This is a genomic window from Mycolicibacterium septicum DSM 44393, from assembly GCF_000455325.1.
GTDB lineage: Bacteria > Actinomycetota > Actinomycetes > Mycobacteriales > Mycobacteriaceae > Mycobacterium > Mycobacterium septicum.
The window spans coordinates 750,510-777,424 of sequence record NZ_HG322953.1 but is presented as its reverse complement, the minus strand read 5'-3'; the positions used below and the strand labels follow the sequence as shown (position 1 = coordinate 777,424).

At 66.9% G+C, this 26,915-nt stretch carries 21 protein-coding genes; 8 read left to right on the top strand and 13 right to left on the bottom strand.

Annotated features, from left to right (window positions below):
- Positions 1–97 precede the first annotated feature (97 nt).
- The 3 genes from TX88_RS30480 to TX88_RS30470 all read right to left on the bottom strand — a co-directional run bounded on the left by TX88_RS30480 (position 98) and on the right by TX88_RS30470 (position 4,787).
- A complete protein-coding gene (locus TX88_RS30480; RefSeq protein ID WP_044523779.1) occupies positions 98–1,522 on the bottom strand; it encodes a sulfatase-like hydrolase/transferase in 1,425 nt (474 codons plus the stop codon).
- Positions 1,523–1,589: 67 nt separating this feature from the next.
- The gene (locus TX88_RS30475) at positions 1,590–2,933 is read right to left on the bottom strand and encodes an alpha/beta fold hydrolase (protein WP_044523776.1); all 1,344 of its coding nucleotides are present in this window, start codon (positions 2,931–2,933) and stop codon (positions 1,590–1,592) included.
- A 15-nt stretch (positions 2,934–2,948) separates the two neighbouring features.
- Positions 2,949–4,787: a S8 family peptidase gene (locus TX88_RS30470; protein WP_044524390.1), complete on the bottom strand. Its 1,839-nt coding sequence runs from the start codon at positions 4,785–4,787 to the stop codon at positions 2,949–2,951.
- Between the two features lie 216 nt (positions 4,788–5,003).
- Here TX88_RS30470 and TX88_RS30465 point away from each other — a divergent pair, with 216 nt between their 5' ends.
- From TX88_RS30465 to TX88_RS30455, 3 genes are all read left to right on the top strand, one after another.
- Positions 5,004–6,866 carry a peroxidase family protein gene (locus TX88_RS30465; protein WP_084622275.1) on the top strand — a complete coding sequence of 621 codons (1,863 nt, stop codon included), beginning with the start codon at positions 5,004–5,006 and terminating at the stop codon, positions 6,864–6,866.
- Positions 6,863–7,993, top strand: a complete 1,131-nt coding sequence (locus TX88_RS30460; protein ID WP_044523774.1) for a catalase family protein — start codon at positions 6,863–6,865, stop codon at positions 7,991–7,993. The genes TX88_RS30465 and TX88_RS30460 overlap by 4 nt, the downstream gene beginning before the upstream one ends.
- Before the next feature lie 120 nt (positions 7,994–8,113).
- On the top strand, positions 8,114–10,714 hold the full coding sequence (locus tag TX88_RS30455; protein ID WP_044524388.1) for a LuxR C-terminal-related transcriptional regulator: 2,601 nt from the start codon (positions 8,114–8,116) through the stop codon (positions 10,712–10,714).
- On the opposite strand, the gene TX88_RS30450 is transcribed toward TX88_RS30455, so the two are convergent.
- From TX88_RS30450 to TX88_RS30430, 5 genes are all read right to left on the bottom strand, one after another.
- Positions 10,708–14,769 carry a bifunctional nitrate reductase/sulfite reductase flavoprotein subunit alpha gene (locus tag TX88_RS30450; protein WP_044523771.1) on the bottom strand — a complete coding sequence of 1,354 codons (4,062 nt, stop codon included), beginning with the start codon at positions 14,767–14,769 and terminating at the stop codon, positions 10,708–10,710. The genes TX88_RS30455 and TX88_RS30450 overlap by 7 nt on opposite strands.
- Before the next feature lie 119 nt (positions 14,770–14,888).
- Complete coding sequence (locus TX88_RS30445; RefSeq protein ID WP_044523767.1) at positions 14,889–15,281, bottom strand: universal stress protein; 393 nt, start codon at positions 15,279–15,281, stop codon at positions 14,889–14,891.
- Between the two features lie 31 nt (positions 15,282–15,312).
- Complete coding sequence (locus TX88_RS30440; protein WP_044523764.1) at positions 15,313–16,854, bottom strand: tripartite tricarboxylate transporter permease; 1,542 nt, start codon at positions 16,852–16,854, stop codon at positions 15,313–15,315.
- Entirely contained in the window at positions 16,855–17,340 is a 486-nt protein-coding gene (locus TX88_RS30435) for a tripartite tricarboxylate transporter TctB family protein (protein ID WP_209447124.1), read from the bottom strand.
- Entirely contained in the window at positions 17,337–18,320 is a 984-nt protein-coding gene (locus TX88_RS30430; RefSeq protein ID WP_044523756.1) for a Bug family tripartite tricarboxylate transporter substrate binding protein, read from the bottom strand. Before TX88_RS30430 ends, TX88_RS30435 begins: the two co-directional genes overlap by 4 nt.
- A 67-nt stretch (positions 18,321–18,387) precedes the next feature.
- Between TX88_RS30430 and TX88_RS30425 the strand changes: the two genes are divergently transcribed.
- The 5 genes from TX88_RS30425 to TX88_RS30405 all read left to right on the top strand — a co-directional run bounded on the left by TX88_RS30425 (position 18,388) and on the right by TX88_RS30405 (position 23,479).
- Entirely contained in the window at positions 18,388–20,013 is a 1,626-nt protein-coding gene (locus TX88_RS30425) for a sensor histidine kinase (protein WP_409365900.1), read from the top strand.
- Positions 20,006–20,656: a response regulator gene (locus tag TX88_RS30420; protein ID WP_044523752.1), complete on the top strand. Its 651-nt coding sequence runs from the start codon at positions 20,006–20,008 to the stop codon at positions 20,654–20,656. The genes TX88_RS30425 and TX88_RS30420 overlap by 8 nt, the downstream gene beginning before the upstream one ends.
- A gap of 108 nt (positions 20,657–20,764) precedes the next feature.
- Complete coding sequence (locus TX88_RS30415) at positions 20,765–21,973, top strand: cytochrome P450 (protein ID WP_044523746.1); 1,209 nt, start codon at positions 20,765–20,767, stop codon at positions 21,971–21,973.
- A gap of 57 nt (positions 21,974–22,030) precedes the next feature.
- Complete coding sequence (locus tag TX88_RS30410; protein WP_044523744.1) at positions 22,031–22,753, top strand: type 1 glutamine amidotransferase; 723 nt, start codon at positions 22,031–22,033, stop codon at positions 22,751–22,753.
- 45 nt (positions 22,754–22,798) lie between these two features.
- A complete protein-coding gene (locus TX88_RS30405) occupies positions 22,799–23,479 on the top strand; it encodes a phosphoribosyltransferase (protein ID WP_044523742.1) in 681 nt (226 codons plus the stop codon).
- On the opposite strand, the gene TX88_RS30400 is transcribed toward TX88_RS30405, so the two are convergent.
- From TX88_RS30400 to TX88_RS30380, 5 genes are all read right to left on the bottom strand, one after another.
- Entirely contained in the window at positions 23,476–23,847 is a 372-nt protein-coding gene (locus tag TX88_RS30400) for a hypothetical protein (RefSeq protein WP_044523736.1), read from the bottom strand. The genes TX88_RS30405 and TX88_RS30400 overlap by 4 nt on opposite strands.
- Positions 23,848–23,918: 71 nt before the next feature.
- Entirely contained in the window at positions 23,919–24,740 is an 822-nt protein-coding gene (gene wag31 / locus TX88_RS30395; RefSeq protein ID WP_044523734.1) for a DivIVA-like cell division protein Wag31, read from the bottom strand.
- A gap of 207 nt (positions 24,741–24,947) precedes the next feature.
- Complete coding sequence (locus tag TX88_RS30390) at positions 24,948–25,238, bottom strand: YggT family protein (protein ID WP_029108797.1); 291 nt, start codon at positions 25,236–25,238, stop codon at positions 24,948–24,950.
- A 178-nt stretch (positions 25,239–25,416) separates the two neighbouring features.
- A complete protein-coding gene (locus TX88_RS30385) occupies positions 25,417–26,055 on the bottom strand; it encodes a cell division protein SepF (protein WP_044523729.1) in 639 nt (212 codons plus the stop codon).
- Positions 26,052–26,885 carry a YggS family pyridoxal phosphate-dependent enzyme gene (locus TX88_RS30380; protein WP_044523724.1) on the bottom strand — a complete coding sequence of 278 codons (834 nt, stop codon included), beginning with the start codon at positions 26,883–26,885 and terminating at the stop codon, positions 26,052–26,054. Before TX88_RS30380 ends, TX88_RS30385 begins: the two co-directional genes overlap by 4 nt.
- Positions 26,886–26,915 lie beyond the last annotated feature (30 nt).

Sequence of the window (26,915 nt, the reverse complement as noted above, 5' to 3'; positions counted from 1 at the left end):
TGCATTTGCTTGTCTGGACCGGCGGCCCAGTTCCTCGGGGTGCCAACGCCGCGATCGCGGCTGACCGGGTGCAACCGTGGCAGCACGTCACGCGACGTCACCGGCGCCAGTTGTGCTCGGTATCCGCGTCGGGAACGCGGCCACCGGGGACGTATTCGAGGGGTGCACCCACAGGCGTGAGCGGTTCGGCGGTCAGACTCTTCTTGAATGAGGTCAGGATTCGGTTGAAATGCGTCATCGTCCAGGTATGCAGGTAGGGCAGATTCATCGGCTCGCGCTCATGCGGGTCCGCGACGAGATTGACGATGTGGGGCGAGGCGAGTTCGGCAGGCGCATCCAGCGAGTACTTCTGGCTGACGAGAACTAGTTTGAAGTTCCGCCATTTGACCCCGTACATCCGTGCGCCCAGCCAGTAGATGTAGCCTTCGCGATTCGACTCCGCCTCGTCGCCGGCCAACCAGCTCATCTGATCGATCCCGTCGATGACGCGGTCGGCGGTTGCCTCGATTCCGGCCGCACGCAGCAGGGTCGCGAACCAGTCGGTCACGTGCATGATGTCGTTGCTCACCTGACCGGCCGGTATGTGTCCGGGCCAGCGCGCGATGCATGGCGTCCGCAGATTGCCCTCACCGCCGGCAAAATAAGACCCCTCCCAGTAACCCGGGCTGCCGCGCCACGGCTGAAGCTCCTCCGGACCGTTGTCTCCCGCGAAGACGACCAATGTGTCATCGACGATCCCGAGCTCGGTGAGCACGTCGAGCAACGTACCGAAGTCCGCGTCAAGCTGCGCAAGACTGTCGGCCCAGTCACCATTGCCCGTGCATCCCTTGAACTCGGCCCGCGGAATCACCGGCATGTGCATCAGCGAATGGTTGAAATACACAAAGAACTCGGCGTCTCGTTGCACCGCGTCACGCATGAACGCCGTTGCGCGCCGGAGATATTCGACGTCGCAATCGCGGCGTACGTCCAGTGTCAGTTGATCGCCGACGACGACACCAGCGTCGCCTTTCGTTGCCCCCAGCATGTGGACGGTCGGATCCCGCTGGGGGTCATACCACGGATCGGTGGGCCACAGAGCTTCGTCATACGTGCGTGGCGGTCCGTACCACTCGTCGAACCCCTTATCGGTCGGCCAGCGTCCCGTCCCCTCACCAACGTGCCATTTGCCATACGCGGCACACCGGTAACCCGCTGCGGACATCAGGTCACCCAGGGTGACCTCCCACGCGGTGAGCCCCCAGCCGCCCTCCGTGCCCAGTGGGACGCTGTGGGTTCCCGAACGGATCGCGTGCCGGCCCGTCAGCAGCGCCGAACGAGTCGGAGTGCACTGTGATTCCGGTGCGTAGTTCGTCAACCGAACACCTTCTGCCGCAAACCCGTCGATCCGCGGAGTCGTCGTGCCCCGGAAAGATCCGGCGCTGTAACAACTGAGCTCCCCAAAACCCAGATTATCGACATGGAAGAAGAGGATGTTCGGTCGCCGACGCGGGTTGTTCGCCACGGCACCATCGCCAGTCATACTCCAACCTTGCGTTGGCGCGACCAGTTGGGTCAACGGAAAAGGCGGCTGTACCGCGATCACACAATCAAGCCGGGTTCAATTTCCCGGCGGCGACGGCAACCCAGGTCAATTCCTCGTGGAAGATGTCGCTGTGCGCCCCTGACGGGCTCTTGTCCTCGATCACCACGTCCGACGAATTCAGGTTCAGGATCTGACCGGGCTGGAACGGGTAGCTCGTCCCCTTGGCACCCAGGCCCTGGGTTTGAGACTGGTACGCGCCGTGCGAGCCCATGGCCCGCCAGCGGAACAACGGGTCTTCGGCGGCGGCCGCATCTTCGCCCGCCGCGGCCGAGGCCAGCGGATAGAACGTCCCCAATGCCCGGTCATGGCTGGAGAAGCACACCGTCAGCGGACCGTCGATGCGGTCGAGCAGACCGGTCAGCTCACCGGCTCCCTTCCGGAACGGCAATCGTTCGGTGAAGCTGAACCGGGAGTACGCCCCCTGCAACAGGGTCACCGCCTTGACCGGCGACGGCTGGACATCGCTCATCCCCGCAAGGGCGTAGGACACCACCCTGGCCCCGAAGCTGTGTCCGACCAGATGAATCCGCAGGTCGGGGAATTCGGCGTGCAGCTGATCGATGACGGGGCCCAGCCCCTTGCGCCCCACCACGCCGGCGCGGTTCTTCATCTTCCAGTAGCTGAGCTGGCGCAGCGCCTCCTTGGCGCCGTGCCACAGCCGGCCCACGAAATCACCCAGGCCGGCCGCTCCCCCGCCCTCGTCGTCGAATTCCACACCGGCCGAGGCCAATTCGTCGGCGAAGGTGGTGAACAGCTTCTCCGGATCCTGATCCGGCGCCAGCATCCCGGGCCCTTGGTCGGGGGTATCGCCTTCACCGTCGTTGAACCCGGTCTGGGTGGCAGCGCTGAACGCACGCAACGCATCGAGCAGTTCCGGCACGCGTTCGGTGCTCGGCGGGGCGGCGAGCAGGGCGGCCAGGGTGTCCAGCTGGTCTTTGCCGCCGGGGAACATCTCCTTGAGCTCGTCGAGCTGGGCCGGGTCGATGGTCACCGGCCCGGCGGGCACGGCGACCTCGTCGCCCAGCGCTGCCGCGCCCCCGCCGTCGTGTGCCGCCGGTTCGCCGAAATCCGGGATCGGCTCGTCGCGCCAGAGCTGAGACGGCCACCGCAGCCCGACGAAGCCGACCGTGCGAGCCGGGTCCAGTTGCGGGGCCAAGATTTCGAACCACCGGTCGTACAACGACGTCGCAGCCGCCTCGTCGTTGTTCCAGCCGTGGGAGAAGATGATCAGATCGGTCAGCCCCGCGGCGCCGATCCGGCTCTTGAGATCGGCCAGCACAGCCGGATCGGGATCGCCCTCGGCATCGAACACCAGGCGCCAGATCCGGTCCGCCACATCGTTGGTCATCGGATTCCTTTCAGGTCAGACGGATTGCAGAGCACGCATGAGATCCAGCAGACCGCTGCCCTGGAATGCCGGGTCCCGGTTCAGCGAGGTCGCCGATTCGACGAAGATGCGTTTGATGGCCTCGGGTTCACTGACGAACTCGCGCTGTACCGACAGGAACGCCGCGATCGCGCCGGACACGTGCGGCGCGGCCATGCTGGTACCGCTTTCCTCGACGTACACCGGGACGTCGTCGGCCAACGTGATCTGATTGGTGACCTTGTCCCGGCGGCTGCCTGCCGCCGCCGACGTGATGCGTTCACCGGGTGCGACCAGGTCGGGCTTGCGCCGCCCGTCCCCGGTCGGACCGCGCGACGAGAAGTACGAGACGCCGAAGGTGTGCGGCGAACTCCGGTGTGTGGAACCGACGGTGATCGCGCTCTCGGTATTGCCCGGGTCGTTGATCGTCATGTCGGCGGTGAATTTCACCGAGTCCTTGCTGAACGCCGTATTCAGCGACACGTAGCCGGAATTACCCGCGGCCACGACCACCACCACCCCCGAGCGCACGGTCTTGTCGACCTCGATGCACATCGGGCTCTGCCCGCAGGCATACCACTCGGCGTCGAATTCGTAGCCGAGGCTGAGGTTCACGCCGTGTATCCGGGGCACCCGCTCACTGCCGGCGTTCAGCTTCCGGACGTAGGCCAGGGCCTGCATCACTCGGCTCACCCGGGATGCCTCGTCGCCGGGCCCGAGCACCTTGAGGCTCACCAATTTGGCCTTCGGCGCCATCCCCGCCAGCCGCGACGGGTCCGGCACCGTGCGCGGCGCCGTGATCGGATCCCCGCCGAACTCGGGATCGTTGAGCCGCTTCTCGACCACCACGATGTCCTCGGGCTTACGGTCCACCAAACCACCGGCGATGATCCCGGCCACGTGGGTGCCGTGCCCGTCGGTGTCGGTCAGCGGGGCGTTGCCTCCGGTGAAGTCGTGGTGCAGATCGGCCACCGACGGATCGCTCAGGTTCTGGTAGGCGTCGAAGTGCGCGTGCTTCTCGTCGATACCGGAATCCACCACAGCCCAGACGATTCCCTCGCCGAAGCTGTCGAACGACCGTTGAGCGGCGATGGCTTTGATGGTGGTCGAGGAGGCATCGATCTGCGGGTGCACCTCGAAATCCGGCCAGATCCGGTAGATCGCGCGCTGCGGCCAGGCCTGCGGGACGGCATCGGCGGACACGATCGACTTGATCTGGTCGGGTGTGAGATCTCCGGCCATGAACTGATCGGCCAACGGCACCGGGGTGCCCGCCGCACGGACCAGTGTCCACAGTCCCTCGACCCGTTCGATGGCGGCAGCCACCGACGGCTGGAAGGTCAAGTTGAGCTCGATCATGATCGGTATCGGAGTGTCGTTGCTCTCCTCCGCCATCGCCGTGCGCAGCGGCGGTGTGACGACACCCGCCAGGACCGGATCTCGCTTGGGCGGTTCGGTGGTCCCGACCTCCGGGGCCAGGGTGGGCTCGTGTGAAGGAGCCGCGCTCCGCACCGCCGGCGTGGGCGGGGCCTCGGTCCGGTCCCGGGCACCCGCGACGGCGTCGCCGCCCGCCTCGGTCAACCGCACCGCGTCGCTCCTGGCCACCTTCGGGGCGACCAGCTTCCGTCTGCGCAGCGACGCGACGGCATCCCGAACACGGTTGTGCCAGTACGGGTTGTCGTTCTCGTACTGCCGGTCGCGTTCGTCGAACTGCGACGCGAACTTGGCGGCGACGGTCTCGGTCAACAACGTCATGTCCACCGGTTTCGGGGACTTCCCCAGATCCCCCAACGCAACCAGTACCCGATCTGCCCAGACTTCCCCAGTTGAACTCACCGCGCTCCTCGGCATGATCCGCCACCCCAGGTTTTCCTGCGTCGATTGATCGTCGCTCAGCCGGGCCGCACGTACACGCGTATTCGACTACTCGAAACGCGCACGGATCAGCAATGCCGGATCGAGTAGCCCACTACTCATGTCATTTCCGCCTCCGTGAATAACAATCGTGTACCGGGAGGCAGAAACGCATTCCGGCCGGAGGGAAACGAAGGAATGGTGACCACGGCGAGACAGGCTCCAGCGTTCATCGCCGCTGCCTGGTCCCGGTCCCGATCTGTGTCCGTCACATTCGCGGCCCGGATCGCCCAGTATGTCGATCAGTCGGTGGGCTGGGCCCGGCTGCCCAAGGCCATCGGCCTTGCTGTGCTGATCGGGCTGCGGCACCAGCTGCGTACGTCGAATCTGTATGCCGCCGAACCCGCCCCGATCCTGCCGACCGGACCCGTCGACATCGGCAATTACCTGGGTGCGCGCACCCGGGACGGTTCCTACAACGACCTGAGTGACCCCAGGATGGGTGCGGTGGGGTGCCGGTTCGGCCGCAACGTCCCACCCGAACACTCGTATCCGGAATCCGCCCAGCGGCTGCTCGATCCCAACCCGCGACTGGTCAGCCGCGCACTGCTGACCCGGGACAGCTTCCAGCCCGCGACGACGCTCAATCTCCTGGCCGCGGCGTGGATTCAGTTCGAGGTGCACGACTGGTTCGCCCACGGCTCGGTCCCCACCCAACCCTGGGTCGTTCCGCTGCGCGACGACGATCCGTGGCCCGAACGGCCGATGCGGGTCGAGCGCACCCCACCTGATCCCCACCCCAGCCCGGCCGGGCCGCCCACCTTCGTCACACAGGAATCGCACTGGTGGGACGCCTCCCAGATCTACGGGACCACACCGGCATTCGCCAGCGCCCTGCGCGCACCCGAGCACGGCAAGCTGCGAATCGACGAGTCGGGCCTGCCGCCACCCGATGTCGAGGCGACCGCGGACCTGACCGGCACCGCGGGAAACTTCTGGGTGGGTCTGGCCCTGCTGCACTCGCTGTTCATGCGTGAGCACAACGCCATCTGCGAGCACCTGGCCCGGGCGTACCCCTATCTGACCGGCCAGCAGCTCTACGACAAGGCACGCCTGGTCAATTCCGCATTGATGGCCAAGATCCACACCGTCGACTGGACTCCGGCGATCATCGCGCACCCGACAACGGTGACGGCCATGCGTGTCAACTGGTTCGGGCTGCTGGGCCAGCGGTCGGGCCCCCGGTTCCGGCGCAGCTTCGGACTCGTCAGCACCAGCCCGCTGCTGCACGGCATCCCCGGCTCGCCCACCACGCATCACGGTGTGCCGTACTCGTTGACCGAGGAGTTCGTCGCGGTGTACCGGATGCACCCGCTGATCCCCGACGAGTTCACGTTCCGCTCGCTGGCCGACGACAGCGTCACCGCACAGCACGAGCTACCCGAGCTGTCGGTGCTCAATGTGCGTGCCCGGCTGGCGGAAAGCCCCATGGCGGACCTGTTGTACTCCTTCGGTCGAGCCCATCCCGGGGCGTTGTCGCTGCACAACTTCCCGCGTCACCTGCAGCACATGCATCGCGTCGACGGCACGCTGATGGATCTGGCCACCATCGACCTGATCAGATGCCGGGAACGCGGCGTACCGCGCTACAACGAGTTCCGGGAGCTGTTCCGGCTCAAGCGGGTCAAGACGTTCGAGGAGCTGACCGGTGAGACCGCGCTGGCGGCCGAGCTGCGCGAGGTCTACGACGACGACATCGACCTCGTAGACCTGGTGATCGGCCTGTACGCCGAGCCCAAACCACCCGGATTCGGCTTCAGCGACACCGCATTCCGCGTCTTCATCCTGATGGCCACCCGCCGGCTGGAGAGCGACCGCTTCTTCACCACCGACTTCCGTGAAGAGACCTACACCGTCGCCGGCATGAAGTGGGTCCGAGACAACGACATGCGCTCGGTGTTGTTGCGCCACTTCCCCGAGCTGACGCCGGCCCTGGCCGGTGTGACCAACCCGTTCGCCCCGTGGACTCCCGTCTCCCCCACCAGAAAGGCATCCGCATGACCGAAGCCATGGCCCCCGCCGACGTACGTCGTATCGTCTCGAGCCTCGACCCGGTTCGCTACCGCGACGACCTCGAGCAACCCAAGCCCGGCGAGGCCAAGGACATCGAGAAGATCGTGAAGGCACTGCACAAGAACAACGAACGGGCCTACAAGAAGTTCAAACACGGCCTCCGTGACGCGCATGCCAAGAGCCATGCCATCCTGCGCGGCGAGTTCATCGTCAATCCGGACCTGCCCGAGGTACTCGCCCAGGGAATGTTCGCTGAAGCGCGCAGCTACCCGGTGATCGCCCGCATCTCGACCACCTCGGGGGTACTGCGCAGCGACCGGAATCGCGGCGTGCGCGGACTCGGCATCAAAGCCATCGGCGTGCACGGCGAGCGCGCGATGAAGGACCCGAAGGATGCACAGAACGTCACCCAGGACTTCGTGCTCGTCACCCACGAGGAATTCCTGTTCGCCGACGCTCACGCGTACCGCAAGCTGGGGATGCTGAGCGCAACCCTGCTGGCCCGGTTGTCCGACCGTGCGCTGTGGGTCGGCAGCGAACTGCTCGGCGGGCTGCAGAAGATCGGCCTCAAACTACCGGACAATCTGGCCGTGTTCGTCGCACCCAACCGCCCGATCCTGGGCGAGACCTTCTTCTCCTCGGCCCCCATTCGGTACGGCGACTACGTGGCCCGCTTCAAGTACGAACCGACCTCGCCCGAACTGAAAGCGCTTGTCGGCCAGAATCTTCCGAAAAATCCCGGGCAGGACGAGCACCGCGATCTGATCATGGGGTTCTTCGAAAAGCACTCCGCGGAATACACATTCAGCGTGCAACTGTGCCTCGACGCGAAGGAGATGCCGATCGAGAACGCCACCAAGCCCTGGAAATCATCCCCATACCTACCGGTGGCCAAGGTGGTGTTCCCCAAGCAGAACCCGTACAGCGCACTGCGCCGCGCCTATGGCGACGACGTGCTGTCCTTCAACTCATGGCGAGGCCTGGAGGCACACCGGCCTCTGGGATCCATCAACCGGCTGAAGCTCAAGGTGTACGAGGCATCGAGCGACTTCCGGCACAAGATGAATCGCATCGACCGGCACGAGCCGTCCAATATCGCCGAACTTCCGGACTGACCCAGCGAACGGGAAATACTTGCAATGGGAAGAACATTCGCCCCCACCCCCGACAAACACCGCCCCACCGACCCCCTGTTCGGCAGCGATCCGGCCCCGGTGCCCCTAGACTCAGGATTCATGCCTGGTCAGTGGCAGCTTTTGGACCGGCCCGCCGAGCACGAGGCCATTCGGGCCGCCCTCAGCGGGACGGACAGCTGCGGAGTCGTCCTCGTCGGAGCCGCGGGAGTCGGCAAGACCACGTTGGCGCGCACCGTCACCGCGTCCTTGAGCCGCAAGGTGCACTGGACGGCATGCACCGAGTCGTCTCGGAGCATCCCGCTCGGCGCGTTCGCCCACTGGGTGTCGTCGTCGGGATCGCGAGACCCGATCGCCCTCATCGGATCCGCACGCGAATCCCTTGTGGCCGATGGAGACACCATCGTCGGAATCGACGATGCGCATCTGCTGGACCAGTTGTCGGCGACACTGCTGCACCAGATCGCCGTGGAACGCTCCGGCCATGTGGTGGCCACGGTACGCACCGGCGAGCCGGTACCCGACGCCGTCACCTCGCTGTGGAAGGACGGCTACCTCCAGCGCTTCGAACTCAGCCCGTTCACCAAGCAGCAGAGCATCGCCCTCATCGAGACCGTGCTCGGCGGAACCCTGGAAGGGCTCAGCGCCGACGTGATGTGGGAGACCTCGGGCGGCAACCCGCTGTTCCTGCGCAACATGGTCGAGGGCGCGGTCGACGCGGGCACGCTGACCAAGGTCAACGGGGTGTGGCAGTTCCGCGGCCCCACCGTCATTCCGTCCGGGCTGGTCGAACTGCTCGACGAGCGGCTGGCGCACGCCGGTGACGATGTACTGCACGCCCTGAAACTGCTGGCACTGTGCGAACCTCTGGACATCGATGCCCTGGCCGAACTGGCCGGGGAGGACGCGGTGGATGCGGCCGAGATGCGCGGCCTGATCCGGATCGTCGCCGACGACGGTCAGATCAACGTTCGTTTCAGCCACCCACTGTTCGGCGAGGCGGTGCGCCGGCGGGTCGGCACCGCATCAGCCCGCAAGTTGCGGGGCCGGATCGCCAAGATCCTGCACGAACGCAACCTCGACTCGCCCGCCAGCCGAATCAAGCTGGCCGAGTTGGCCATCGAGAGCGACCAGGGCACCGACATCGAGCTGCTGATCACGGCCGCCAAGGACGCGGTGTTCCTGTCCAACCTTCCGCTCGGCGAGAAACTGGCCCGTGCGGCCTTCGCCCACGGCGGTGGCCTGAGCGCAGCCGCACTGCTGTCCCGGGCGCTGTTGTGGCAGGGGCACCCCGTGCAGGCCGACGCCATCCTCGAGCAGTTCTCCCCTGCCGACCTCAACGAGATGGAGCTCGTGCAGTGGGGCATTCCCCGGCTGTCCAACCTCTTCTGGTCCATGGGCGATGTGGGGCGCGCGGATCAGGTGCTGGCTCTCCTGCGGGAGCGGGTCACCCATCCCATCCTGAAGCTGATCGTCGATGCGACCGGTGCGGGCATGGCCGTTCACCGGAACAAGATCCCCGAGGGGCTGGAGATCGCCGAACGGGTGCTGGCAAACCCTGAGGCGCCCCGGCAGGCCGTGGATTTCGCGGCGTTCGCGGCCGGCCTGTCGATGCCGTTGATCGGTCGCGGCAACGATTTCCTGCCGATCGCATCGCGGTGCCGCACCGAGCGCAAGACCACCGACGGCATGGTCCGGATCATGGTGTTCTACGGCGAGGTGCTGGCTCTGGCCTACACCGGCCGGTTGGATCTGGCCCAGCAGCGCGCCACCGAGTACGCCGAGTTCTCCTCGGCCGGCCAGTTCGCCGGCTGGGCCATCGCCAAGATCATGGAAGGCGTGGCGGCCACGCACAGCGGCCGCTTCCGTGACGCCATCCTGGCGATCGAACAGGCCCTGGCCGCACTGAACGCCGAGAGCTCCCTGCCCTGGCAGCTGCCAGGGCGGTTGCTGCTGGCCCGCGCCTACGCCGGGGTGGGCAACCCCGCCGAGGCAGAGCGGGTACTTGACGACGCCAAGGAACACTCAGGTGAGTTCATGGCGCTGCACGAGCCTCTTCGGATGCTCGCCAAGGCCTGGCTGGCCGCCGCCAAAGGCGGGCACCGGTCGGCCATCGACCAGGCTAGGGCGGCCGCGGATGCGGCGCACTCGTCGGGCCAGTTCGCGGTCGAGGCCGAGGCCCTGCACAGCGCGGCACGCTTCGGCGACCGCAGCGTGACCCGTCGCCTGCAGGACCTGGTCGAACGGACGGACGGTCCACTGCCCGCCCTGTACGCCCGGCACGCCGCAGCCGTGGCCGCCGCCGACCCGGTCGAACTGGACAAGGTGGCCACCGCCTTCGAGGAAGCCGGCCTGCTGCTGTCTGCCGCCGACTCGGCCGCCCAGGCGGTGCCCCTGCACGACAAGGCCGGACATCGCCGCAACAGCACCGAATCCGCCGCTCACGCACTGCAATTGGCGTCGAAGTGCGGCGGTGCCGCCACCCCGGCGATTCGATCGGCCGCCCGCCCCCTGCCCGTGACGGCGCGCGAACGCGAGGTGGCCGGGCTGGTGGCCCAGGGGTTGTCGAACCGCGACATCGCCGAACGGCTCACCGTCTCGGTCCGCACCGTGGAGGGTCACATCTACCGGGCCTGCATCAAGCTCGGCGTGGCCGACCGTGACGAGCTCGCCAAGATCGTGTGGAACGACCTGGGTCAGTAGACGTCGCGCACGTACCGCTTCTGGGCGACCAGTTCCCGCTTGTAGTCGCGGGCGGCGTCCTCGGACATCCCGCCGTGGGTGCGCAGGATCGTGGTCAGCGTCGTGTCCACGTCCTTGGCCATCCGGGAGGCGTCACCGCAGACGTAGAAGTGGGCGCCGTCGTCCAGCCAGCGCCACACCTCGGCACCGCGGTCGAGCATCTTGTGCTGCACGTACACCCGGTCGGCCTGATCCCGGGAGAACGCGAGGTCCAGCCGGCTCAGGAAGCCGTCGGAGACCATGTCCTCCAGGTCGTCGCGATAGTAGAAGTTCTCGTTGCGGTGCTGGTCCCCGAAGAACAACCAGTTGCGGCCGCCGTGCCCCAGCGCCCGTCGCTCCTGAAGGAATCCCCGGAAGGGCGCCACGCCGGTGCCCGGGCCGACCATGATCATCGGTGTGCCCGCATCCTCGGGCGGCCGGAAATGCGGTGAGCGTTGCAGAAACACCGGCGCCGCAGCCGCCCGGTCCGCCATGAAGGTGGAACACACCCCGCCCCTGGCCGAGCCGCCGGCCCCGCGGTAACGCACCACCGACACCGTCAGCTGGACCTCGTGCGGACTGACCAACGAGCTCGACGAGATCGAGTAGTTGCGCGGGGTCAATCGGACCAGGACCTCTTGCCACTGTTCGGGTTCGGCGCGCACCGCGAACTCGCTCACGACGTCGAGACCGTTGCGGTTGCGCAGCCAATTGCTGCGCCGCTCGCCCGAATTGCGCAAGATCTTGGCCGCGGACTTGTCGGCGCAGGAGTCCGCGACGAACCGCAGCAGGTCCGGCGTCACGCGGCAGATGTCATAGGAAGAGATGAGGGCGTCGCGCAGCGACTGCTCGACGCCGTCGACCTCGATCACCGAGTCCGGGTTGAGCGCGGTGGCCGCAAGCCAGGAGTCGACCACGGCCGGATCGTTGCTGGCATAGACGCCCAGTGAGTCACCGACCGAATAGCTCACGTCGTACTCGGAGATGTCGAAGCCGAACTGGCGAACCTCCTTGGCCGCGCTCGCCGTCGTCAGCAGCTCGTTGCGCGCCAGCACGGCCAGAATCGGCTTGGCCCTGGTGAATTCGTCAGGTTCGGTGGGGATGACCGTGCGGGCGCCGCCGCCGGCGATCGCTGGGACGGGCGTGGCCCCGGTGAGCGCCGTGGTGACCGAATCGGCCCAGCGCCGCAACGGCTCGTCGTCGTAGGCCTCGCAGTCGGCGCGCTCGAGCAGCTTGGTGGCGCCCAGATCGGCCAGCCGCTGGTCCAGGGATTTGGCATGTCCGCAGAAGTTGTCGTAGGACTTGTCACCGATCCCGAGAACCGCATAGCGAACCCCGTGCAACTGCGGGGCGTCCGGGGCCTGCAGCCGGCTCCAGAAGTCGGCGCCGTTGTCCGGTGGGCCACCATCGCCGAATGTGCTTGTGACCACCAGAATGTCGCGTGCGGCGGCCAGGTCGGCCAGTGCGAGCTCATCCATGTTGACCAACGACGCACCGTCGATGCGGCCCGCCAGCCCGGCCGCGAACTCCTCGGCGGTACCGGTCTGTGAAGCCCACAACACCAGCGGCCCGCCTGGCACCGAAAGCGCGCTCGGCGCACGGTCGCCGGCCCGCGAGTAGCGTCCGGCCAGCACCCCGTCCACCCACAGCCGCACCTTGTTGCTGATCGGTGCCACGTCCGGAAGTACCGGCACTCCCGCGGGATCTTCCGGAAGACCGGTGAAAAATCCGGCCAGATAGATCTTTTCGTCCTGGCTCAGGGCCGGCTTGTGCGCGGCACTCAATCCCATTTCCGCGGCCAGCGGATGCAGCGCAGGCGTGCCGTCGACCGACCGGACCGGACGCAGGCTGACCGCGCACACCTTGAACTCGGGCTGCAACGAGTCCGGGTCGACGGCGTCGTTGGTCACGGCGTTCACGGTCAGGTACTCACCGTGTTCGTCGTTCCAGTGAAACGGCGCAAAGCAGTTGCCGGGCCGCACCCGGTCCGACAGCACCGCGGGGAGCACCGCGCGCCCCCGCCGGGACGTCAACTCGACCGGTTGCCCCTCCACGATGTCGAGGTCCAGAGCGTCCAGCGGGTGGATTTCGACGAAGGGCGCGGGGTTGAGCTTGTTGAGCTTGTCCACCTTGCCGGTCTTGGTCATGGTGTGCCATTGATGTTGCAGCCGACCGGTGTTGAGCACCATCGGATAATCGTCATCGGGCAGTTCCGCGGCATCCATGTGCGGCCGGGCGTGGAAAACGGCCCGCCGCGACGGCGTCGCGAAGGCCAGCCGCGGCCGGTGGCCGTCGGCGTCGACGAACAGCTCCTGGCTGATGCCGTCGTTGAGGTAGCGGATCGGGTGCCGGTCGTCCTCCCCACCGGGGCCGTCGACCGGTGGAACCGGCCACTGCAGGGGGCTCTGGCGCAGCCTCTCGTAATCGGCGCCGCGCAGGTCATATCCGGTCTTCGGGTTGGCGAACCCGCGGATCTCGGCGAAGACCTCTTCTGCGGACTGGTAATCGAAGTGTTCGGCGAATCCCAGCTGCGCGGCCACCTCGCAGATCAGCTGCCAGTCCGGCCGGGCCTGTCCCAGCGGCGCGAGCGACGGGGACAGCAGGGTCAGGTTTCGTTCCGAATTGACCATGACGCCTTCGGATTCCGCCCACAACGCGGCGGGCAGCAGGATGTCCGCGTAGTGATTGGTGGCCGTGGACCGGTAGGCATCCTGGACGACGACCAGCTCGGCGGCCTCCAGACCGTTGATCACCGTCTTGCGGTTGGCCACGCTGGCAACGGGATTCGTGCAGATGATCCAGCAGGCCTTGATCAAGCCCTGCTCCATCTGCTCGAACATGCCGATGGTGCCGGGACCGACCTCGGAGCGGATGGTGCCCGGCGCAAGCCCCCACCGGGTTTCGACGAACGCCCGGTCATCGGCTGCGAACACCGCCCGCTGGCCGGGCAGACCCGGCCCCATGTACCCCATCTCTCGGCCGCCCATGGCGTTGGGCTGACCGGTCAACGACATCGGCCCGCTGCCCGGGCGGCAGATGGCGCCGGTGGCCAGGTGCAGATTACAGATCGCGTTGGTGTTCCAGGTGCCGTGCGTGCTCTGGTTGAGCCCCATGGTCCAGCAACTCATCCACTCCCCGGCCTCGGCGATCATCGCTGCGGCGGTGCGGATGTCGGACTCGGGGATTCCGGTGATGTCGGCGACGCGGTCCGGTGGGTAGTCGGCCAGGAACTCCGGCATCGTCTCCCAGCCCGCGGTGTGCTCGGCGATGAACTCATGGTCGATGTCACCGCTCTCCACCAACAGGTACAGCAGACCGTTGAGCAGGGCCAGATCGGTTCCCGGGTTGATCTGCAGGAACAGGTCGGCACGTTCGGCGGTCGCGTTGCGGCGCGGGTCCACCACGATCAGCTTGGCGCCGGCCTTGAGCCGATCGGCCATGCGCAGGAACAGGATCGGATGACAGTCGGCCATGTTGGCACCGGTGACGAAGAACAGGTCGGCCCGGTCGAAATCGGTGTAGGACCCCGGCGGCCCGTCGGAGCCCAGCGAGTGTTTGAAACCCGTGCCCGCACTCGCCATGCACAACCGGGAATTCGATTCGATGTGCACGGTACGCAGGAAACCCTTGGCAAGTTTGGTGGCCAGGTACTGCGCCTCCAGCGTCATCTGGCCGGACACATACAGGGCGACGGCGTCGGGGCCGTGCTCGTCGACGATGGCCCGCAGCCGGCGCCCCGCCTCGGCTACCGCGTCGTCCACCGGCGTCGGCAGCAGTTCATCGGAACGCGTGGGCCGCAGCAAAGCGGACGTGAGCCGGTCGTCGTCGGCGGCCATCATCTCGGCGTGCATCGCCCCCTTGGTGCACAGCCGGCCGAAATTCGTGGGGTGAAGCTTGTCGCCGCTCACCCGGGCGATCACCGTGCGGCCGTCGTCGACCCTGGTAGTGACCTCTATACCGCAGCCGACGCCACAGTACGAACACGCAGTCCGGTGTGTCTTGTCCGGGACCGAACCCGGGGCCGCGCCGTCCGCCATGCCCCCATCGTGCGGTGAGGGTGTTGTCGGATCTTTCCAGCGACGTTATCGCCACGAAAACTGATCCTCACCGCGCGAAGATGGCCCGTGTGAGGAGAAAAGTCCCAGTTCAGAGAGTATTAGTGGTGCTCGGGTTTGACCGCAAGAACCGGTTTGGGGCATTCCAGCAGCAGTTGTTGCGACACGCTGCCCAGCAACAGCTTGCCCACCGGGCTGCGGTGCCGGATACCGATCACCAGCAACTCCGCATCGGCGGCGTCCATCGCATCGAGAAGTTCGGTGGCCGCATCGACCCCCACCGGCTGGCGCAACTCGAACGGCACGCCGCTCTCCCGTAGCCGTTCCTCGACATCGTGGACCTGACCGGAGCGGGCGAACCGGGAGTCCACGTAGGCCTCGCCCGAGGTCGCGTTGATCACCAGAAGGCGGGTGCCCCGCAGGGCGGCCTCGGCGATGGCGTGCTCGACCGCGGCGATGCCGAAGGCATCCGCGGTGTAGCCGACCACGATCATGAGTTCCCCTCTCGCAAACGCTCGCCGGTTGTCATGCCTGGGTCGCCTTCTCCTGCTGATCCGCGTCATCCTCGACGATCAACAGCGTCTCCTCACTGCGGTGCATCATCTTGAGCACCAATGGCATCAACAACAGGATGGCCATCAGCACATAGGTGACGATCGCGACGGGCTCGGTGAACAGGCTGGTCCAGTCACCCCCGCCGAGCTGCAGGCTCTGACGCAGTTGCCGCTCGATGCGTGGGCCCAGGATCACCCCGATGATCAACGGCAGCACCGGCAATCCGAATCGGCGCATCATCAAACCGAGCAGCCCGAACACGAGCAGCAGGACCAGATCCAGGGGTTGCACGTTGACCGCGAACGCCCCCAGCGTGGCGAAGAACAGGATGCCCGCGTACAGGTACGGCCGCGGCGTGCGGAGCAGCTTGGCCCACAGCGGCGCCAGCGGCAGGTTGAGCACCAGCAGCAGGAAGTTGCCGATGAACAGGCTGGCGATCAAGGTCCAGATCAGCAGCGGTTCCTTCTCGAAAAGCGTTGGCCCGGGCTGAATCCCATAGGACACGAACGCCGTCAGCATCACCGCGGCCGTGGCGTTGGTAGGCAACCCGAGCGACAGCATCGGCACCAGGGTGCCAGCCGCCGAGGCGTTGTTGGCCGCCTCGGGTCCGGCCACACCCTCGATGGCGCCCTTGCCGAACTCCTCGGGGTGCTTGGAGAGCCGCTTCTCCGTGATGTACGACAGGAACGTCGGCAACTCGGCGCCACCGGCGGGCAGTGCGCCGAACGGGAACCCGTACGCGGTGCCACGCAGCCACGGTTTCCACGACCGGCCGAAATCCTCGCGGCTCATCCATGGTCGCCCCACCGGAATCACGTCGGCGGGCCTGCGGCGCAGATGCGCCGCCACCCACAGCGCCTCGCCGAGCGCGAAGATCGCCACGGCGATCACCACAATGTCGATGCCGTCGGACAACTGGGGCAGGCCGAAGGTGGCGCGCGGCTGGCCGGTGAGGAAGTCGATGCCGACCACGCCGATCGCCAGCCCGAGGAACAGCGAGATCGCACCGCGCAGCTTGGAGGAGCCGAGTACGGCGGTGACCGCGACCAGGGCGAACAGCATGATGGCCAGGTAGGACGGCGCACCGAGGGTCACCGCGAACCGCGAGATCGGCGGCGCGAAGGCGGCCAGTAGCGCGGTGCCGATCGCGCCCGCCACGAAGGAGCCGATCGCGGCGGTGGCCAGCGCCTGCGCAGCCCGGCCGGCCTTGGCCATCTTGTTGCCCTCGATCGCGGTGATCACCGACGAGGATTCACCCGGGGTGTTCAGCAGGATCGAGGTGGTCGACCCGCCGTACATCCCGCCGTAGAAGATCCCGGCGAACATGATGAAGGCGGCGCTGGGGCTGACGTTGTAGGTCACCGGCAGCAGCAGGGCCACCGTCATGGCCGGGCCGATGCCCGGCAGCACACCGACCGCGGTGCCCAGCAGCACGCCGATCACGGCGTACATCAGGTTCATCGGGGTCGCGGCCTCGGCGAACCCCTGAAGCAACCATTCAAAGTTACCCATTTACAGAATCCCGTCCAGAATGCCTGCGGGCAGCGGGATTCCGAGCCCGGAGTAGAACGCGTAGAAGCTCCCCACCGACAGCACCGTGCCGATCGCGAGGTTCCGGATGTAGTGGCGATTGCCGAGAATCGTTGCCGCCCCGGCGAACAACAGCGCACCGGTGATGGCCCACCCCAACGGCTTGACCAGGACGATCACCAATACGAACAGTCCGACCAACAGTCCCACCGTGCGCCGGTCCCCCGGCATGTTCGGGTCGACGTCCTCACCGGCGTCCGCCTCGCCGACCGATCCGCGTGGTATCGCGATCGCCAGGATCATCGCGAGCACGATCAGGACGATCCCGATTCCCAGCGGAAATGCCCGCGGCCCAACGGGGTCGACCTTGGCGAACCCGCCGGTCAAGGTGAGCGCGTCATAGATCAGGAACCCGCCGACGGCCACCAGGACCGCACAGACCAGATACTGGGCCTTGTCGACCTTCACAACAACCCCAATTCGCTCAGCGTCGTCGAGACGCGCTTGTCCTGATCCCGCAGGAACTGTTCGAAGTCCGCGCCGGTGCTGAACGCGTCACTCCAGCCGTTCTTCACCAGCGCGTCGCGCCACTGCTGGGTGCCGTGCAGATCGGTCAGGGCGCGCACCATCGCATCCCTGGCCTCACCGGAAATTCCTGGCGGCGCGAGTATTCCGCGCCAGTTGGTGAACGTGAGGTCGATACCGGCCTCGGTCAGGGTGGGCGCATCGATCCCGTCCACGCGCTTGGCCCCCGACACCGCAAGTACCCGGACCTGGCCGGCCTCGATCTGGTCGACGAATTCGCCGAGTCCGGTGGTGCCCGCCGCGATCTTCTTGCCGAGCAGAGCCGTCAGCAGGTCACCGCCGCCGTCGTAGGTGATGTAGTTGACCTTGCGCGGGTCGACTCCGACCGCGCGTGCGGTTTCCATCGGGAACAGGTGATCCGGTCCGCCCGGTGACGATCCGCCACCGATCGTGACCTTGGCCGGATCGGCCTTCCACGCCGCGACCAGATCGCCGATGGTGCGGAACGGCGAATCCCCCGGCACCAGAATGCCTTCCTGCTCCTCGACCATCTTGGCCAGTGCGGTGGCGTCCGAGGCGCGCGCCGAGGAGCCGTTGGTGTACACCGCTCCCACCACGCCGAGCCCCATCATCATCATGAGGTCGTCGTTGCCCTTTTCGTTCATCAGCCGGGCCATCGCGACAGTGCCGCCGGCCCCGATGACGTTGAATACCTCGATGCGCCCGGTGATGTCGTTGTCTTCCATGATCTTCACCGCGGTGCGCGCCGTCAGGTCGTAGCCACCACCCGGACTGTTGGGCACCATCATGCGCAGTCGGTGCAGGCCGCGGGATTGATCGCCGCGGGTGACACCGCACGCCGTCACCAGCATCAGTGCGACCACGGCCACCATCAGCGCGGCACCTAGACGTCGAAACCTCATGTTCAGCAATACTGGACCCACGACGTGACGTAGGTCACCCATTCGGACGCAAAGGAAGTTTTGTTCGTTGAGTTCACTGGTCGGGCGTTCATCACCGTCCGCGCGGGCTCGGTCGCTGCGGGGCGGCAGCCTGGCCGGTCGCTTCCTCGTGTTCCAGCTGCTGGTGGTCGCGGTGGTACTGATCGCGGTGGCCGCGGTGTCGGTGACGCAATCCACCCGTGAGTTCCGCGATGTGCGCGGGCAACGGATGATCGCGGTCGCCGAGAACGTGGCGTCCACGCCGATCGTCCGGGACCGGTACGACGACCCGTTCGCCGCCCAGGTCCTGGCCCCCGAGGTCGACCGCGCGGTGGCACTGTCGGGCGCCGAGCTGGCCGAGATCACCGATCCGGCCGGGGTTGTGCGGGTGTCGTCAGATCCCGCCCGTGTCGGGCAACGACTCGACCTCAGCACCACCCGGGCCGACGAAGGCCGCGCCTGGTCCGGCGACACCGACGTCGACGGCACGCATCGCCTGGTGGGACAGGTGCCGATTCTGGCCGCCGACGGAGCGGTGCTCGCGATCGTCTCGGTCAGCGAGCGCTACCCGTCGGTGTGGGAGTTGTTGGGCGGGGCCGGCGAACGGCTGCTGATCTACCTGGGACTGGGCGCGACGCTCGGGATGCTCGCATCGTGGTTGTTGTCGCGGCGCATCACCCGTCACACCCGCGGCCTGGACATCGCCGAGATCGCCAGCCTGGCCGATCACCGGGAAGCGCTGCTGCACAGCATCCGTGAGGGCGTGGTGGCGGTGAACAACGATGGAGTCATCACGGTGGTCAACGACAGCGCATCCGATCTGCTGGGTATCAGCGCGGATGCGGTGGGCCGCCGTGCCGACGAGGTCGGATTGGAGCCGGCCGTGGTGGCATTCCTGTTGTCCGGCCGGGGAACTCGCGCCGACGATTCGGATGTGGTGATCACCACCCGCACCCGGGTGCTGGCGCTCAACCGCCGTGCGGCCCGCAGCCAGGGCCAGCGCATCGGTACGGTGACCACCATGCGCGACAGCACCGAGCTCGCCGCACTGCAGGCACAACTGTCCTCACACCGCAGCGTGACCGATACGCTGCGGGCCCAGACCCACGAGTTCTCCAATCAGCTGCACACCATCTCCGGGCTGGTCCAGCTGGGCGAGTTCGATGCGGTGCGCGATCTGGTGGGCACCCTGACCCGGCGCCGCGCCGAGATCAACGAGGCTGTCACCCAACATGTTTCCGACCCCGCGGTGGCGGCACTGCTGATCGCCAAGACATCGCTGGCCGCCGAGAGCGGGGTCGCCCTGGCCCTTACCGGCGACAGCCACCTCAGCGCGCTCGACCCGGCCCTGGCGACCGACGTGATCACGCTGCTGGGCAACCTGATCGACAACGCTGTGGACGTGTCGGTCGGCTCGGCGGCGGCACAGGTGACCGTCCGCATCGACGACTCGGCCGGGCTGCTGCTGGCCGTATCGGATTCGGGACCCGGTGTACCCGAACATCTTCGGGAGTCCATCTTCTCCCGCGGCGTCACGTCCAAGGCCCATGTACCCGGCGGCAGGGGCATCGGGCTGGCCCTGGTACGCCTGGTGACCGCACAGCACGGGGGCGAGGTCGAAGTCACCGACGCTCCCGGCGGCGGCGCCCTGTTCGTGGTGCGGCTCCATGCGTGACGTACTCGTCGTCGACGACGACTTCATGGTCGCCGAGATACATCGCCGCTTCGTCGACCGCATCGATGGATACCGCACGGTGTCCGTGGCGCGCAACGGAACCGAGGCCCTGGCGGCCGCCGCCGATCTCCGTCCCGACCTCATCCTGCTCGATGTCTACCTGCCGGACATGACCGGGTTGGAGGTGCTGCGACGTCTCCGCGCCGAGGGCAACCCCGTCGGCGTCATCATGGTCACCGCCGCCCGCGAACTCGACACGGTACGTGGCGCGTTGGACGGCGGCGCCGCCGACTACCTGATCAAACCGTTCGACTTCGATCAGCTGCAGGCGAAACTGGCGGCCTTCGCGGCGCGCGCCGATGCGCTGGCGGCGGCAGGCGGTGCGGATCAATCGACCATCGACGCGCTGTTCGGCGCCCCGGCCGCCGTCATGCCCAAGGGGCTCGGCACGGAAACCGGCAGGCTGGTCATGGACGCGGTACGCACGGCAGGCGAGGTATCCGCCACGGAATGCGCTGAACTGGTGGGCATTTCACGTGTCAGCGCACGGCGCTACCTGGAGTACTACCTGAGCACCGGGGCGCTCGAGCTGCGCTTGCAGTACGGCGCGGGCCGACCCGCGCGACGCTACCGGGCAAGGTGAGCGTGCCCCCGCGGCAGAACTGGGGTAGCACGCTACTCACGACCCACAGGGGTCGAGGAGACCAGCATCGATATCAGCAGGTTCTGGCCCGATCACGCGGAGGCTGTCATGACCCTGGTAACCGATGCTGCCCTTCCCGCGCTGGACTACGAGAACGAGACCGACCCGGAGGAAGTGCATCGTCTGATCGCCGTGGCCCGCGCCCGGTCCCCGATCGCGATGGGCCCGCACGGCCCCGAGCTGCTGAGCTATGACCTGGTCCGCGCCGCGCTGCGCGACGCGCGCTTCGAGGTCCCCAGAGGCATGTTCCTGGCCGCACAGGGAATCACCTCCGGTCCGCTGTGGGACCGCGCGAACAGCAGTCTGCTGGGTGTCGACGCCGAATCACACACGCGGCTGCGGCGTCTGATCGCCAAGGCGTTCGCACCCCGTAACGCCGAGAAACTGCGCGAAACCTGCATCGACGTCGTCACGGAACTCACCGACCCGCACCTGTCCGTAGGGCGCTGCGATGTGGTGGCCGATATCGCGGTGCAGTATCCGATCCCGGTGATCTGCGCGCTGCTCGGAGCTCCGCGCCAGGACTGGCATCTGTTCTCCCGGTGGGCCGATGACATCTTCAAGATGTTCAGCTGGAATCTCGGCGACCACGCCGACGCGGTCGAAGCGGCCTGGCTGCAGCTCGACGACTACGTCGATGCCATGGTGGCACGCCGGAACTCCACCCTCACCGACGACCTGCTCTCCGATCTGATCCGGGCCGAGGTGGACGGAGACCGCCTCACTCACTCCGAGCTGTTGATGCTGGCTGGTGGAGTGCTGCTGGCCGGTACCGACACCACCCGCAACCAACTCGCGGCAGCCGTCCAGGTGCTCTGCGACTACCCCGAGCAGTGGCTTTTGCTGGCCGAGAATCCTGATATGGCACCGCTTTTCGTCGACGAACTGCTGCGTCACACCCCCATCGCCCTGAGCAGCGTGCGGATTGCCCGCGAGGATGTCGAGCTGGCCGGGTTCACCATCCCGGCCGGGACCCACGTGGCGGTGAACTTCGCTGCGGCCAACCGCGATCCGCAGGTGTACGACGATCCGGAGCGTTTCGACGTCAACCGGATCGGACCGCCGCCCATGATGACGTTCGGCGGCGGCCTGCACTACTGCCTCGGCGTCCACCTGGCCCGCGTCGAGCTCACCGAGGCCTTGCGCGTGCTGACCGGGAAGCTGCACAACCCGCACTGTGTCGGCCGCGCCCGGTGGAAGCCGATGACCGGGATCACCGGGCCCGCCTCACTGCCCGTGACCTTCGAAGCGGCCTGAAGGTCCAAAAACTGGACCTGAAGTGCGATCGTCTCCGGCGGGCGAAATAATGACGGCGTGACACCGAAGGTTCTGTTCCTGCGCAACGACCGCACGGCCACCGAGGCCATGCTGGCCGACGTCTTCTCCGGGTGCGGATTCGACATCGACACGTTCGACGTCGTCTCGCCCGAGCGGGACGACAACCCCGCCGGCGAGGTGACCTTCCCCGACCCGACCGATTACGACGTGATCGTTCCGCTCGGGGCTCGCTGGGCGGTCTACGACGAACCCCTGGTCAGCAGCTGGGTCGGTGCCGAGATGGCCATGGTGCGCCACGCCGTCGAGTCCGGGGTCGGCGTACTCGGCGTGTGCTTCGGCGGACAGCTCATCGCGCAGGCCCTCGGCGGATCGGTCAGCAGGTCGCCGGCACCCGAGGTCGGCTGGTACGACGTGGTCACCGACGACGAGGGGCTGGTCCCGGGTGGCCGGTGGTTCCAGTGGCACTTCGACCGCTGGACACTTCCGCCCGGCGCCACCGAGATCGCCCGGACGCCCGATGCCTCACAGGCGTTCGTCCTGGGCACCGCGTTGGCGCTGCAGTTCCACCCCGAGCTCGATTCCGAGCTGCTGGAAGTCTGGCTGGCCCACGACCGCGACGGCGATGCGGCCGGAATCGGCCGCACCCACGACGAATTACGCTTGCAAACAAAGGAACTCACCGAAGACGCGGCCGCCCGGCTGACCACGCTGGTCCGCGGCTTCCTGAACCGGGTGGTCCGGGCGCAGCCGTCGACGTAGGCTGACATCAGCCGGCGAAAATCTCCGTGGCCGGCGACAGCGCTGATGAATGCCTGGGGTCTGCGAGCGAGCAGAGAACGCATCTACCAGGACCGCCACGAAGCGGGCCGGGTCCTGGCTGAACAGCTGGTGTCCTACCGGGATCAACCCGACGTCCTCGTCCTGGGCCTGGCCCGGGGCGGAGTCCCGATCGCCTGGGAAGTCGCCTCCCACCTGCACGCACCGCTGGATGTCTTCGTGGTCCGCAAGCTGGGCGTGCCGCAGTGGCAGGAACTCGCCATGGGCGCGGTGGCCTCCGGCGGCGGCTTGGTGATCAACGACGGCCTGGTGGATCGGCTCGGCATCGACCAGGACACCATCCTCGACACGATCCGGCGGGAGACCGCCGAAATCGAGCGCCGGGAACAGGCCTACCGCGGAGGACGACCCGCACCCGACCTGTCCGGCCGGACGGTGATCCTGGTCGACGACGGTATCGCCACCGGCGCCACCATGCTGGCCGCGGTCCGCGCCGTGCGGGCGGCCCGGCGGGTCGTGGTGGCCGTGCCGGTCGGGCCACCGACCCTGAGCAGCCAACTACGGGATGAGGCCGACGACGTGGTGTGCGCCAGTACCCCGCCCCAGTTCGACGCGGTGGGTCAGGCGTTCGTGGATTTCCACCAGGTCAGCGACGACGAGGTCCGCCGTCTGCTGGCCGAGCCCACCACGGAGCCGGGCGAGAGTTAGTTCTTGTACTTCTCGGTGGAATCGTCGGCCTCGACGTCGACGTCCGCGGCGTCGGACTCCACGGCGACATCTGATTCGGGCTCGGCGACCAAATCGTCGGGATAGTCCACCGGCGCGTCCACCGCGTCGAAGGTCTCGGTCGTTTCGGTGGCGTCGGCATCAGGCGTATCCGAGGCCGCGCCGGCGTCGTGGCCGTCGCCGGCCTTCGAACCGCGCGAGCGTTCCCGCAATGCGTCGACGATCAGCAGCAGCACGCCGATCACGCTGGCACCGATACAGACCCAGGCGATCAACTCATTGCTGGTGACCACCGCGGTCACCAGCGCGGCCAGGCCGATGACGGCAAGCACGAGCGCAATGATCAACATCGTTCAACCCTAAGTGTGGTGGCCCGGGATCGGGCCGGTTCACGACAGTGTGAGGAAGTCAGTCTTGCCGGCTAGTTGTTGCCGCGGTTGAACTGGCTGAAACCACCGGCCGAGTCGTTGTTGGCGCTGGAATCCACCGGTGCGGCCGAACCGCGCTGGCCCAGCTCTTCCAGCTGAGACTCCAGGTAGGTCTTCAGACGCGTCCGGTACTCACGCTCGAACGTCCGCAGCTGCTCCAGGCGGCCCTCCAGGACCGTGCGCTGCTGGTTGATCGTGCCCATGATCTCGGAGTGCTTGCGCTCGGCGTCGGCCTGCAGGGCGTCGGCCTTCTCCTGGGCCTGACGCAGCTGGGTCTCCGAGCGGGTCTGCGCGTCGGCCAGCATGGCGTCGGCACGGGTGCGGGCCTCCGAGACCGTGGTCTCGGCGGTCTTGCGGGCGTCGCTGACCATGGCGTCGGCCTGGGCGCGGGCATCCGAGAGCAGCTTCTCCGACTCGGCCTTGGCCGTGGAGGTCAGGCGATCGGCAGTGTCCTGCGCCAGGCTGAGCACCCGGGCGGCACGCACAGCGGTGTCCTCGCTGGGCGGCGCGGCAGGGGCAACCGGCGCCGGCGGGGCCTCGTACACCGGCTGGGGCGCCGGGGTCGGCTCGGGCTCCGGCTCGTAGAGCGGGATGGACTGGGTGGCCTGGGCGCCACCGCCGGCCCGCGCCGATGCCAGCTCCTGATCGAGCTCGGACACGCGCTGCCGGAGATCGGCGTTCTCCTCGATGAGCCGAGTCAGCTCGTTCTCAACCAGATCGAGAAAGGCATCGACCTCGTCCTCGTTGTAGCCACGTTTGCCGATGGGCGGCTTGCTGAACGCGACGTTATGGACGTCCGCTGGTGTGAGCGGCATTGTCTGCCCCCTTGAAGTCTTGGACCGTCAACCGATCTCAAAGTGTAAAGCCTTGCTTGATCGCAACTGGAGTCCATCCTGTCACACCAGACCCGGCGGTTGCAGTGGAGGCCTATTTTTAAGAACGAATTTCAATCTTCTTACGCAATTGTGGACCATTCGGCAAACGGCGAGATCGCGTCTCCCCCGCCCGCTCGCGTCGACGGTCTACATCGCCGCGTTGAACGCCAGCTGCATCCCGATGAACGCCGCGAGCAGCAGCACCATGATCGACAGATCGAAGCGCACGGCGCCTATCGTGAGCTGGGGAATGAGCCGCCGCAGAAGTTTCACGGGCGGATCGGTCACGGTCATGATGACCTCAAGCACGACGACGGTCAGACCCTTGGGGTGCCAGTCGCGGCTGAACGACCGGATGAACTCGACGACGACGCGCGCGATGAGCAGCAGCCAGAAGATGAACAGCGCGAAACCGAGAATTTCGAAGAACAGCGACAACTGAGCCGACCTCACTACAGCAGGATGTGTGACATTGGATACAGGTCGCCGTAGGCCGGACACATCTCACACAGAAGACGTGGTCAGCCGATAGTGCGACGCCGCCAGCCTACCCGGGCCCCATCCTGGGGATCGGGTAGCGCGGCGGCGACACGGTGCCGCGACTGGCGTCGCGGCCCTACTGGTAGGCGTAGAAGCCGGCCTCGGCGATCCGGCGCCGCTGCTCAGCGCTGACGTCGACGTCAGCCGGCGACAGCAGGAAGACCTTCGTGGCCACCTTGTCGAACGAGCCGCGCAGCGCGAACGCCAGACCGGCGGCGAAGTCGACCAGCCGCTTGGCGTCGGCGTTGTCCATCGACACCAGGTCCATGATCACCGGGGTGCCGTCGCGGAAGCGCTCGCCGATGGTGCGCGCCTCGCTGTAGTCCTTGGGCCGCAGCGTGGTGATCTTTGCCAGCGGGCTGCCCGCCTCGAACAGTTCGGCCATCCGGCGGGGATCCATCGCGAGCGAACCGCGGGTGGATCCGGCCAGTCCACCGAGACGCGGTGCGGGACGGTCGAATTCGCGGGGGCCGCGCATCCGGGCATCGAACCGCTGCTCGTCGGCGAAACCGCCCGGGTAGCCGCCCCGGTAGGCCGGGCCCTCGTCGTACTCGGGAGCCTCGTAGCCGTAGCTGTCGTCCTCGAAGCGCTCGTCACGGGGACGCCGGGCGTAGCTGCGGGCAGCGCCACGGTCGTCGTCCTCGTAGTACTCGTCGTCGTAGTCCTCCATCGGCGCCATGCCGAAGTAGGCCTTGACCTTGTGCAGTGTGCTCATCTCGGCGACCCTTCTGCGGACGGTGGGGGTGGTGATGTCTGTGATGAAGATGTGACTGGAGTGACTACTGCGGGTGACGTTAGCGGGCGTTGCCCCATGAGCGCGGTACCGACACGCACACATGTCGATCCGTGTTTGACCGCGCTTTCGAGATCTCCGGACATACCCGCCGAAAGTTCGAGCCGGTGCTGGTAGTCGCGCTGCACCCGGTCCCGTTCGGCGGCCAGACGTGCGAACGCGTCGTCGGGATCCCATTCCAGCGGCGGGATTCCCATCAATCCGACGAACTGCAACGCCTCTGCGGCGTTCGCTGACGCACAGATTTCGTCGACGAGGCCGGAGGCATTCACATCGACACCGCCCCGTTCGGTATCGCCGTCCAGACTGATCTGGATGTAGACGCGCAGCGGCTGCGGCCGGCGGCCGGCGGCCAGCGCGTCACCGGCGGCCCGGTCCAGCGCCGTCAGCAGGCGGGTGCTGTCGACCGAGTGCGCGGTGTGCGCCCACCCCGCGACGGCCCGCGCCTTCTTGCGCTGGATGCGCCCGACCATATGCCAGCGAATCGGCACATCCGGCAATTCCGTGCGAACAGATTCGACTTTATCGGCGGCTTCTTGTTCGCGGGATTCACCAAATGCGAGGCACCCTAATTGATTGAGAATAATGACATCGGAGGCCGGAAAGTATTTCGTGATCGGGAGTAATTCAATTTCATTGACATTTCGCCCGACAGATTCTGCGGCGCGTGCCAGGCGCGCCCGCGCCGCACCGAGCGCAGCGGTCAACTCGGCCGTCCGATCCGCGTCACGCCCGCGCTGCACGGTGCTCATCTCACCCTCACTCCAGGCCCATCCGGGGAT

Coding starts and splice junctions, on each gene's coding strand:
- TX88_RS30480 (WP_044523779.1), bottom strand. CDS start 1,522: ATGACTGGCGATGGTGCCGTGGCGAACAACCCGCGTCGGCGACCGAAC.
- TX88_RS30475 (WP_044523776.1), bottom strand. CDS start 2,933: ATGACCAACGATGTGGCGGACCGGATCTGGCGCCTGGTGTTCGATGCC.
- TX88_RS30465 (WP_084622275.1), top strand. CDS start 5,004: ATGGTGACCACGGCGAGACAGGCTCCAGCGTTCATCGCCGCTGCCTGG.
- TX88_RS30460 (WP_044523774.1), top strand. CDS start 6,863: ATGACCGAAGCCATGGCCCCCGCCGACGTACGTCGTATCGTCTCGAGC.
- TX88_RS30455 (WP_044524388.1), top strand. CDS start 8,114: ATGCCTGGTCAGTGGCAGCTTTTGGACCGGCCCGCCGAGCACGAGGCC.
- TX88_RS30450 (WP_044523771.1), bottom strand. CDS start 14,769: ATGGCGGACGGCGCGGCCCCGGGTTCGGTCCCGGACAAGACACACCGG.
- TX88_RS30445 (WP_044523767.1), bottom strand. CDS start 15,281: ATGATCGTGGTCGGCTACACCGCGGATGCCTTCGGCATCGCCGCGGTC.
- TX88_RS30440 (WP_044523764.1), bottom strand. CDS start 16,854: ATGGGTAACTTTGAATGGTTGCTTCAGGGGTTCGCCGAGGCCGCGACC.
- TX88_RS30430 (WP_044523756.1), bottom strand. CDS start 18,320: ATGAGGTTTCGACGTCTAGGTGCCGCGCTGATGGTGGCCGTGGTCGCA.
- TX88_RS30420 (WP_044523752.1), top strand. CDS start 20,006: ATGCGTGACGTACTCGTCGTCGACGACGACTTCATGGTCGCCGAGATA.
- TX88_RS30415 (WP_044523746.1), top strand. CDS start 20,765: ATGACCCTGGTAACCGATGCTGCCCTTCCCGCGCTGGACTACGAGAAC.
- TX88_RS30405 (WP_044523742.1), top strand. CDS start 22,799: ATGAATGCCTGGGGTCTGCGAGCGAGCAGAGAACGCATCTACCAGGAC.
- TX88_RS30400 (WP_044523736.1), bottom strand. CDS start 23,847: ATGTTGATCATTGCGCTCGTGCTTGCCGTCATCGGCCTGGCCGCGCTG.
- wag31 (WP_044523734.1), bottom strand. CDS start 24,740: ATGCCGCTCACACCAGCGGACGTCCATAACGTCGCGTTCAGCAAGCCG.
- TX88_RS30385 (WP_044523729.1), bottom strand. CDS start 26,055: ATGAGCACACTGCACAAGGTCAAGGCCTACTTCGGCATGGCGCCGATG.
- TX88_RS30380 (WP_044523724.1), bottom strand. CDS start 26,885: ATGAGCACCGTGCAGCGCGGGCGTGACGCGGATCGGACGGCCGAGTTG.